This window comes from Rhizobium sp. 10N414 (genome assembly GCF_056394785.1).
This window is the reverse complement of the sequence record NZ_JBFTIN010000056.1, coordinates 18378-27363: the sequence shown is the minus strand read 5'-3', so window position 1 is coordinate 27363 and position 8986 is coordinate 18378. Positions and strand designations below refer to the sequence as shown.

Annotated in this window: 8 protein-coding genes; 3 read left to right on the top strand and 5 right to left on the bottom strand. The window is 61.1% G+C overall.

Going from position 1 to position 8986, the window contains the following annotated elements; genetic code table 11:
• Positions 1-309, top strand: a 309-nt coding sequence (locus tag AC1DE4_RS29180) for an alpha/beta hydrolase (protein WP_477884331.1), incomplete at its 5' end; no start/stop codon positions are given.
• Positions 310-542: 233 nt separating this feature from the next.
• Here the strand turns inward: AC1DE4_RS29180 and AC1DE4_RS29175 are convergent.
• Positions 543-1286 (bottom strand): ROK family protein, encoded by a 744-nt coding sequence (locus AC1DE4_RS29175; protein ID WP_477884330.1) that lies wholly within the window; start codon positions 1284-1286, stop codon positions 543-545.
• Positions 1287-1452: 166 nt separating this feature from the next.
• On the opposite strand from AC1DE4_RS29175, the gene AC1DE4_RS29170 reads away from it, so the two are divergent.
• Both AC1DE4_RS29170 and AC1DE4_RS29165 read left to right on the top strand, forming a co-directional pair.
• Complete coding sequence (locus tag AC1DE4_RS29170) at positions 1453-3861, top strand: glucan 1,4-alpha-glucosidase (protein WP_477884328.1); 2409 nt, start codon at positions 1453-1455, stop codon at positions 3859-3861.
• A 108-nt stretch (positions 3862-3969) separates the two neighbouring features.
• Positions 3970-4257, top strand: a complete 288-nt coding sequence (locus AC1DE4_RS29165; RefSeq protein ID WP_477884326.1) for a hypothetical protein — start codon at positions 3970-3972, stop codon at positions 4255-4257.
• Between the two features lie 606 nt (positions 4258-4863).
• Here AC1DE4_RS29165 and AC1DE4_RS29160 read toward each other — a convergent pair.
• From AC1DE4_RS29160 to AC1DE4_RS29145, 4 genes are read right to left on the bottom strand one after another with little or no spacing between them, the layout of a single operon-like run.
• Positions 4864-5853, bottom strand: coding sequence for a sugar kinase (locus AC1DE4_RS29160; RefSeq protein ID WP_477884324.1), 990 nt, complete (start codon positions 5851-5853; stop codon positions 4864-4866).
• Positions 5850-6665 carry a carbohydrate ABC transporter permease gene (locus AC1DE4_RS29155; protein WP_477884322.1) on the bottom strand — a complete coding sequence of 272 codons (816 nt, stop codon included), beginning with the start codon at positions 6663-6665 and terminating at the stop codon, positions 5850-5852. Before AC1DE4_RS29155 ends, AC1DE4_RS29160 begins: the two co-directional genes overlap by 4 nt.
• Complete coding sequence (locus AC1DE4_RS29150; RefSeq protein WP_477884320.1) at positions 6665-7606, bottom strand: carbohydrate ABC transporter permease; 942 nt, start codon at positions 7604-7606, stop codon at positions 6665-6667. Before AC1DE4_RS29150 ends, AC1DE4_RS29155 begins: the two co-directional genes overlap by 1 nt.
• Positions 7606-8937 (bottom strand): ABC transporter substrate-binding protein, encoded by a 1332-nt coding sequence (locus AC1DE4_RS29145; protein WP_477884318.1) that lies wholly within the window; start codon positions 8935-8937, stop codon positions 7606-7608. The genes AC1DE4_RS29150 and AC1DE4_RS29145 overlap by 1 nt, the downstream gene beginning before the upstream one ends.
• Positions 8938-8986 lie beyond the last annotated feature (49 nt).

The following is an 8986-nucleotide window of genomic DNA, read 5'->3' as shown; positions in this document are numbered from 1 at the left end:
ATTACCGCCATCGATCTCACCAAGGTCAAAGGCGAAGGCCTGAACCACGGCAAGTTCGCCGAAAGTCCTGAAATCGTCCAGCTGATTGGCCAGCGGATCGTCACCGGTCAGACGCTGACGGATTCCAACGTCACGCTCGGCCAGGGACTTACCGCTGTCGTCGGCGGAACAGTGACGACCATCGGTAACGTCGCAGCCACGGCTGTCGCCGCGCCGGTCACCGTGCTTGAACAGCCGATGCATGCCAAGAAGCGCCCTGTCGACGAAACCCTGCAAGGTGATCTCAAACCACAGCTGTTGACCCAGTAGGCGCTCCCGCGCATCGCCAACTGCTCCAGAAATTGCTCGCGTCCAGCTCAGGCCGTTCTTTGCAATCTTCTTGAAGCCTATGGTGAGGGTTGCGTCGCTCTACGAGACGACGGCGTTGAGGCCTTGACCTACCCCTTCATAAGGGGGTTGCCGTTCGGCTTGGGATCACGTTGGGAGGCCAAGCCCTGCAGTCGTCCCAAATAGGTCATCCACTTTCGTGAGAGGCGTCGAGTTTAGATGCGCAGGCTGTCATCCAACCAGACCCGAAAACCGCCGCGGAAGGCGTTGTCGTTGTTGCCGCGGCGGCACTTCGGTGGCAGTTCCTTGAGCCGGTCGACATTGCCGCCGCCTATGACGATGTAGTCCGGCAGCAGGGCAGCACCCAAGCGGTCGGCGACGTCGAATACCGATTTTCGCCATTTGCTTTTGCCGCGACGCTTCAGGCCGCGTTCGCCGACATAATCCTCGAATGTCGCCTTTCGGTAGGGCATGTGCGCCAGTTCCAGAGGCATGCAAACGTTCTCGGCGATCATGGCCGAACCGAGGCCAGTGCCGAGGCCGAGAAAGAGCATGCGGCCTGCCTGGTAACTGCCGATCGCCTGCATGAGTGCGTCGTTTACCATCCGCACTGGCCGTTCAAACGCTGCTTCGAAATCAAAATTCTTCCAGCCCGGCCCGAGGTTAAATGGATCGGCGGCGGCCCGGTGGGCGATAACCGGTCCGGGATATCCCATCGCGACAAGGTCGTAGTGCCAGTCTTCGGTGAGCTTGCGCAGTGCCGCCACCATCTTGGCCGCTGTCATCTGATGGCCAGATTCGACAGCGCGCCGTTCGCTGCCGCTGCTGAGTTCAACCTTCACATGCGACCCGCCGATATCGATGGCAAGCACAGTGCGATCAGCCGGTCCGGTGCTCGCCTCGGGCTTGCCATGCTTGCGCTCTTGCGATGCTGCGATTGTTTCAGTCGTCCCAGCCATGTTCTGCGCTCCTCTAGGGGCCGTGCCCATAATTGCTCCCGCATTGCGCTATCGGGGTCAAGATCAGGACCGGCTGTCGAGTTCCAGAAGGCAATGGGGCGTCGCTTGATTTCAACCCGATGATGGCTCACTGAAGAAGAGTGCATTTTGAACGGAGGATCAGCAGTTGGCCTTTCCGACATTGCCCCCCGGTGCTCTTGTCCCACCAGGCGCACCCGGTATCGAGCCCCGTTGGACTTCGAGCGACAAGAGCGCGGTTGGCACCGCCGTCAGCGTGGCCAGCCGCGTTTGGTTCACAGCAAGCCACGGAATCCTTAACGAGATCTACGCGCCGCGGCTCGATATGGCCTGCGTCCGCGATTTCGGCTTCATCGTGACGGGGGACGGCTATTTCTCCGAGGAGAAGCGCGACACAGATCATCAAGTCCATGCGGTCGAGGACGGTGTTCCGGCGTTTCGTCTCGTCAACACCGCCCACGACGGCCGCTATCGGATCTCCAAGACCATCCTTTCAGACCCTGAGCGCGAAGTGGTGTTGCAGGACCTCCGTTTTGAGGCCTTGGCCGGCAAGCTTTCCGACTACCGGCTGCATGCACTTATTGCGCCGCATCTCGTCAACGGCGGCGCCGATAACACAGCTTGGTGTGGTGATTTCAAGGGTCGGCCCATGCTCTTCGCCGAGGGCTCGGGACGAGCGCTTGCGATTGCTGCATCTGTCCCCTGGCTTGCGCGGTCGGCGGGCTATGCCGGCTTCTCCGATGGCTGGCAGGCTTTGTCGCGCGGGGAGGAGCTGAAGGAGGAATACCACTGTGCGCCGTCGGGCAACGTCGCGCTATCGGGGACGCTCGACATGGAGGCAACTGGAGGGCGGGTGCAGATCGCCATCGGCTTCGGCACGCAACCCGAGGAAGCTGCCTTTCGGGCCATACTCAGCCTGGAACAAGGTATCGAGCCGGCGCTGAAGCATTTTCGCAACGGCTGGCGGGACTGGCAGGGGGGATTGCTCACCCTCGACGAGCCCCATGAACCTGGCCGATTGAACCGGTACCGCGTCAGCACAGGCGTGCTCGCCACCCACTGTGACGATGCCTCGGGCGCCATCATAGCGAGCCTTTCCATCCCTTGGGGTTTCAACAAGAGCGACGACGACCTCGGCGGCTACCATCTCGTCTGGACGCGTGACCTGGTGGAAACGGCGGGCGGGTTGCTTGCCGCGGGTGCGGGAACCGACGCGCGTGCGGTGCTCAACTATCTCTCCGCGATCCAGGAAGCCGATGGCCATTGGGTGCAGAATGCTTGGCTCGACGGCCGCCCCTACTGGCATGGCATCCAGATGGACGAGACGGCGTTTCCCATCCTGCTTTACGACATGCTGCTGCGCGCCGGCGAGATCGACGCGTCGGGGGCTGGCCGATACCTGCCGATGATCGAGGCTGCTGCGGCCTATATTGTCAGAAACGGTCCCGCCACCCAGCAGGATCGTTGGGAGGAGGATGCCGGTTATTCCCCTTTTACGCTCGCCGTCGAGATCGCCGGGTTGCTCGCGGCGGCCGACGCGGTGGAGGCGGCCGGGCGATTGTCGGCGGCGCAATACCTTCGCGAGGTAGCCGACGGCTGGAGCGAGCGGATCGACGAATGGACTTACGCCTCCGACACGGAATTGTCGCGCCGGTTGGGCATCGATGGCTACTATGTGCGGATCGCCACGGCGACGGGCGGCAGCTCCTCGCTCGGTCGCGACTTCATCCCGATCCGCAACCGCGACGACGGCGCGGCCGTCATCGAAGCGGATCTGCTTCTCAGCCCCGATGCGCTTGCGCTTGTCCGGTTCGGTCTTCGATCCGCGGATGATCCGCGTATCCTCGGTACCGTGGCGGCGATCGATGCCGAGTTGCGGCGCGATCTTCCGGCCGGATCCTACTGGTATCGGTACAATGATGACGGTTATGGCGAGCGCGTCGACGGCGCCCCCTTCGCCGGCAGCGGCGTCGGCAGGCTCTGGCCGCTTCTGACCGGTGAACGCGCGCATTATGAGCTCGCCGCCGGGCGACCGGACGAGGCGCGGCGCCTGCTGGCGGCACTAGAAGCCTCGGCAAGCGACGGCGGTTTACTGCCCGAGCAGATTTGGGATAATGAGGACGTGCCCGAACGCGAGCTCTTTCTTGGTCGCCCTTCCGGTAGCGCCATGCCCTTGGTCTGGGCCCATGCGGAACACATCAAATTGCTGCGCTCGATCCGCGATGGAGTCATTTTCGACATGCCACCCCAGACTGTTGCGCGCTATGTCGCCGGTCAGCCGCCGATTGCGCCTTTCGCCTGGCGCCTGACCGACAAGCGGACCGTGATGGCGACAGGACGTAGCCTGCGCATTGAACTGAGTGAGACTGCCATCGTGCATTGGTCGACCGACGCCTGGGCTCATGTCACGGACAGCCATACCCGTGATACGGGCTTCGGTACTCATGTCTGCGACTTGCCGACCAAAATGCTCGGCCCTGGCATCGTCGTCTTCACCATCTTCTGGACAACTAGGCAGCAGTGGGAAGGCACCGATTTCTACATCGACGTGATTTGAAACTCGCATGTGCCGGGTGAGACGGTGGAATTGCGAAGACACCGCCTAGAAACTGAGCCAGTGGGGCCGGCAATAGGAACGCACAGGTTAGCGAACGCTGCGGGCGTCGTGACACAGATCGCAATGCACGACGGGGCGATCGCCACTGCCAGAATTGACGGGGGCGAGGGAAAATTCCGCATCGACAGGGTGGCCTGTCAGATCGTCACGGAACAGAGACTAACGCCGGAGGAAATCGCCGAGTTGCGCCCGCACGTGCGAAACGATCCGCGATATCATCACTCAATAGAAAGAAGGCCAGCGGGATCGTCCAACGGGATCACGCCACTGGCGGTGGATTTCGCCAACGAGGTCTTGGTCGACGTATTGTACGCGGCCGAAGACCTTGTGGGGTAAACCGCGCACTCGGCCAAGCTTGTGATTTCGGGAACCGGTTGGAGCGAGGTGTCCGTGCCGATGTCTACTTTCGTAGGCAAGGTGGAGGGTGAGGGCCGCAGGCTGGGTGCGGTGGCCGCGAACGACAGTCAGTGGGTCCAAGTCCATGCGGCTAGTCTTGTTGCGGCGACCGTCCTACAACGGAACCCCGCGGACCAGGTTCGGGACATGAGGCGTGGGCGAAGCAAGACATCCAAACATTGATCCCGCCAGGCGCCGATGTCCGTCAGGTGCGCCCCAATATGCAAGCGAACGGTTTGAGTGCCAATTTGGCAGATCGGATGGACTTACCCACAAACCAGCGAGACGGCATCAACGCATTGTCGCGGTCGTCATTCACCGAGCAACTGGAATGAGTTCTCGCCAGCTTCCGCTTGCGATTGGTGGACTGCGTCGGCACGGGAAACGGGCGACTGGTCGGGACACCGGAACAGGAGGATGACCCGACCGGTGCCCCAAGCTCACTTACTTCTGGCCCCTGCCGTTGTTACCAGAGGCTGCGCCGCCGACGCCCAGTGAATGCACCGCCTGAGCGCGAGACCCTGGGGTAGTCGTCTGGCATGATCTTTAAACGGCTTGGTCAGCGGGTCGGGTGACGTCGACGGCACGGGCCGGCCAACTCGTCAACGCCTCATCAAGTTCTGCTCGATCAGGCGCCCCGATGCGCCCTCCAAACGTCCGGCACTTTATGGCCGCCGCCATCGATGACGAGCGCATCACATCCTCCATCGCCATGCCCTCGCAAAGCATCAGCGCAAAGGTTCCGTGGAAGATATCGCCCGCGGCCAGCGTATCGACGGCTCTAATGCGTGGTGCCTCGAGATGACGGATAAGGGCGTCATCATCATCGAACCAGTAAGAACCTCTCTCGCCGAATGTCACGCTGACGAAGGCATGAGCGAACGTCTCCTTCAACTGGCGAACGATCGACACCGGATCTGATGCTCCCGTCAGTCGTTCGGCGGCCGGTTGCGAAAAGATAATGTGGCTTGCGGCCGGCCCCAGCATCTCGATCACGCCTTCGGGCGCAACGTCGCCATCGAGGATGGCAGGAATGCCTGCTTCTCGGGCAGCAAGCAATGTCTTGAGAGCGAGCTCTGGCCAACGCACATCGACCAGAACAGCATCAAATGCCGCGATATCTTCAGCGGAGACGGGTTGGACGCCGTGATGCAGCCGCGGATCATAAAACGGTATGATCAGGCGTTCGCCGGCATCATCGATCAGGATCGTCGATACGGCTGAGCGGGCGCCTGCCACGCAACGCATGCCAGCGGTATCGATGCCGCTTGCAGCCAGATCGCCGATGATGCGCTCGCCGGTCTCGTCATCTCCGACAGCGCCCCAGATGCTGGCGCTCCCGCCAAGCCTTGCAACAGCATAAGCGGCACTCGAGGCCATTCCTTCTGCGATCTGCAACATGTCGGTTGGCAGCACTTTACCTTGGCCGGCGGGAATGACATCGACCCTGAAGAGCGTATCAAGAACAGCGGCTCCGACGCACAGAATACGCCGCGCCGGCTTCGACTGCTGCTTGCTCGGGATCGTCGATGTCACTTCACCGCACCCGCCGTCAGGCCGGCAACGATCTGCCTTTGTGCAAAGACGGTCAGGATCAATACCGGCAGGGTGACGATCAAGGCCGCGGCAGCAAGCGGACCCCAGCTGACCTGCTCGAACGACAGCATGTTGTAGACCGCGACAGGCAGCGTACGCGTCTCACGACTTGCAAGGACRATGCCGAACACGAAGTTGTTCCAAGAGAAAATCACCGACAGGATGAAGGCGACGACGATCCCGGGCCTTGCGATCGGCAAGGCCACCAGGCGGAAAACCTGCCAGGGCGTTGCCCCGTCGATGCTTGCGGCTTCTTCCAGCTCCATCGGCGTCGTTTCGAAATAGCCGATCATGATCCAGACGACGATCGGGACGGTTACGACAAGGTGAATGATGATCTGTGGCCAGAGCGTGCCGAGCAGGTTCAGCCACTGGAACAGCAGGAACAGCGGAATGAGGAAGGAAAGGCCGGGCGTCATACGCGCAATCATGATGACGACGGCGGCTTTCTCAGCCTTCAGGCGGGCAATGCCGTAACCAGCCGGCACGCCGATAACAAGCGCCAGAAGCGTTGCCGCACCCGTTACCAGGACCGAATTCCACAGATAAAGGAAGAAGTTGTTCTCCTCGAACACCTTGACGTAGTTCGACCAGGCGAAGCGTTCGGGGATGAAGATCGGGGGGAAGGCGCCGTTGTCGATCTCGTACTTCAAGGACAGTGAGATCATCCAGAGGAAGAACAGCACCACCGGCGACACCATCACCAGCGCCACGAACAGAAGTCCGATGCGATCGAGTGCCTTGCGCTTCATCAGCGTGCCTCCCCGTCGGACCAGTTGGCGCGCTGCTTTATCATCAGCAGAATGAAGGAAAGCATAACGATCAGGACGAAGAAGACGACCGCCATCGCCGAGCCATATCCGATGTCATAGTAGGAAAACGCGGTGTTATAGAGATAGATGTTGATCGTCTCCGACGCGGTGCCCGGTCCGCCCTGCGTCATCGCATAGATGATGTCGAAGCTCTTGACCGCATCGATGCTACGAATGATCACGGCGATCATCAGGAACGGCGCGATCATCGGCAGTGTCAGGTACCGAAACTTCTGCCAGACATTGGCGCCATCGATTTCCGCGCTCTCGTAGGGCTCGCGCGGGACGGCCGCGAGGCCCCCGAGCACGATCAGCATGACGAGCGGTGTCCACTGCCAGGTTTCCACAAGCACCAGCGAGGGAATGACGCTCATCTGGTTGTAGATCCATTCCTGCGGACCGATCCCGACATAGGAAAGCAGGTAGTTCAGGACCCCGAGCTGCGGATGGAACATCATCGTCCAGACGAGCGCGATGGCGACCGGCGTCGCCATCATCGGCATCACGAACACCCCGCGTAGGATACCGCGCAGTGGAAACTGGGTATCGAAGATGAGCGCGGCCAGCGTTCCGAGAAAAAGCGGAGCGACGACCGACAACGTCGTGTAGAGCACGGTATGCCACAACGAGTCCCAAAAGCGCGGGTCGACCGCCAGGCGCAGGTAGTTATCCAACCCGGCAAAGACCTGTGCCTGGCCAAGCGTCCAGCTGTTGACGCTCATCCACAGGGTAAAGACCCAGGGAAAAACGATCACAGCCGCCACGACGATCAGCGCGGGAATGACGAAAGGCCAATAGTTGGGAGCAAACCGACCCTGTTTGCTCCTCTGCTTTTGCTTGGCCTTGGCCGCGGTTGCGGCTTCCATGCTCACCGAAGACATTATCCCTCGCTTCGTGCCAGCACCGGCTCGAACTGAGCCGTCGCCTTCTTCAGCTCGGCAGCCGGATCGGCGCCACCGATCATGTTGGTGAGCCCGACGCCATAGATGTCGCGGAACTCCGTGACGGGAATGATGATCGGCAAGGTGAGTTGAGACACCTTTGCGGAGCCCGCGACAGCATCGAGCCATGCGGCCGGCATCTTCACGCCTTCGCGTACCTTCTGATCCTCAAGGATCGACTGACGGAAGGGAACACCGGCGCCAGCCTGCAGCAGGCGCGCACCCATGTCATGGGAAATCGCCCACTGGCAGAAGAGATATGCGGCTTCCTTCTTCTGGCTTGCAGCCACGACACCGAGCCCGTCTCCGGTTGTTGCCGCCGCCTGGGCCTTCGGACCCTTCGGCATGATGCCGTAACCGACCTGGCCGACGACACGCGACTTTTCCGGGTTCTCGATCGGCGGCGCAAAGCCTACGCCATCGAGCCACATGCCGATCTTACCCTGCAGGAAGGCCGACTGGGCTTCTGCCCAATTGAAGCCGGAGACGCCGGGAGGAGCGGCTTTGGTCATCAGGCGCTGGTAGAGCTTGGCCGCTTCAACAGCCTCTTCGGAATTGGTGCGCAGCTTGCCGTCCGCCCCAAGCGGGCTCGATCCGTAGCCGAGCAACAACGTCGTCCAGACCGGCGTATTGGCGTTCTTCAGGCCACGAGCGACGAAGCCATAGGTGTTGGTCGAGGGATCCGTCAACGCTTCGGCAGCGCTTGCCATTTCCTCGAATGTGGTCGGATAGGAAAGCCCCTTCTTTTCGAAGAGCGCCTTGTTCCAGTACACGATCCAGTAGTCCACCGAGAAGGGCAGGGAGCGCAGGACGCCTTCAGGGTCCTTGGCGAAGGTCATGCCGGCGCCGGCAAAGTCGCTCTCGACCAGCGACGGATCAGTCAGCGATGGATCCTTGAGGAAGCCGCTGATATCGGCAAGCCAGCCGCCCTTTTCGAACTGTCGCTTCTGGACGTGGTAGCTCATATGCACCACGTCGAAACTCGGCTTGCCTGAGCTCAGTTCGATCGTGGTTTTCTGACGCTGCTGCTGCTCTGGCGTCGCTTCTGCATTGACCTTGATGCCCGTCAGCTCTTCAAACTCCGGGAGATACTTGATGAGTGTCTCGCTGCGAGGGCTCTTGACCAGATTGACTTCCAGCGTCGTGCCGGCGAAACGCTTCCAGTCGACGGCCGCCGATGCAGAGCGCACGCCCATGAGGCTGCTGGCGCCGAGTGCCGCGGTACCGGCGAGAAAGCCGCGCCGGGTGGGATTCAAGAATGATGATGGCATGTAAGTCCTCCTCTTGTTGCCGCCGATCTCCTCATCGCCGGCTATGATG

Bases quoted from the DNA above. Each gene is read 5' to 3' on its own strand.
- AC1DE4_RS29175 (WP_477884330.1), bottom strand. From the start codon at position 1,286: ATGGCTGGGACGACTGAAACAATCGCAGCATCGCAAGAGCGCAAGCAT.
- AC1DE4_RS29150 (WP_477884320.1), bottom strand. From the start codon at position 7,606: ATGTCTTCGGTGAGCATGGAAGCCGCAACCGCGGCCAAGGCCAAGCAA.
- AC1DE4_RS29145 (WP_477884318.1), bottom strand. From the start codon at position 8,937: ATGCCATCATCATTCTTGAATCCCACCCGGCGCGGCTTTCTCGCCGGT.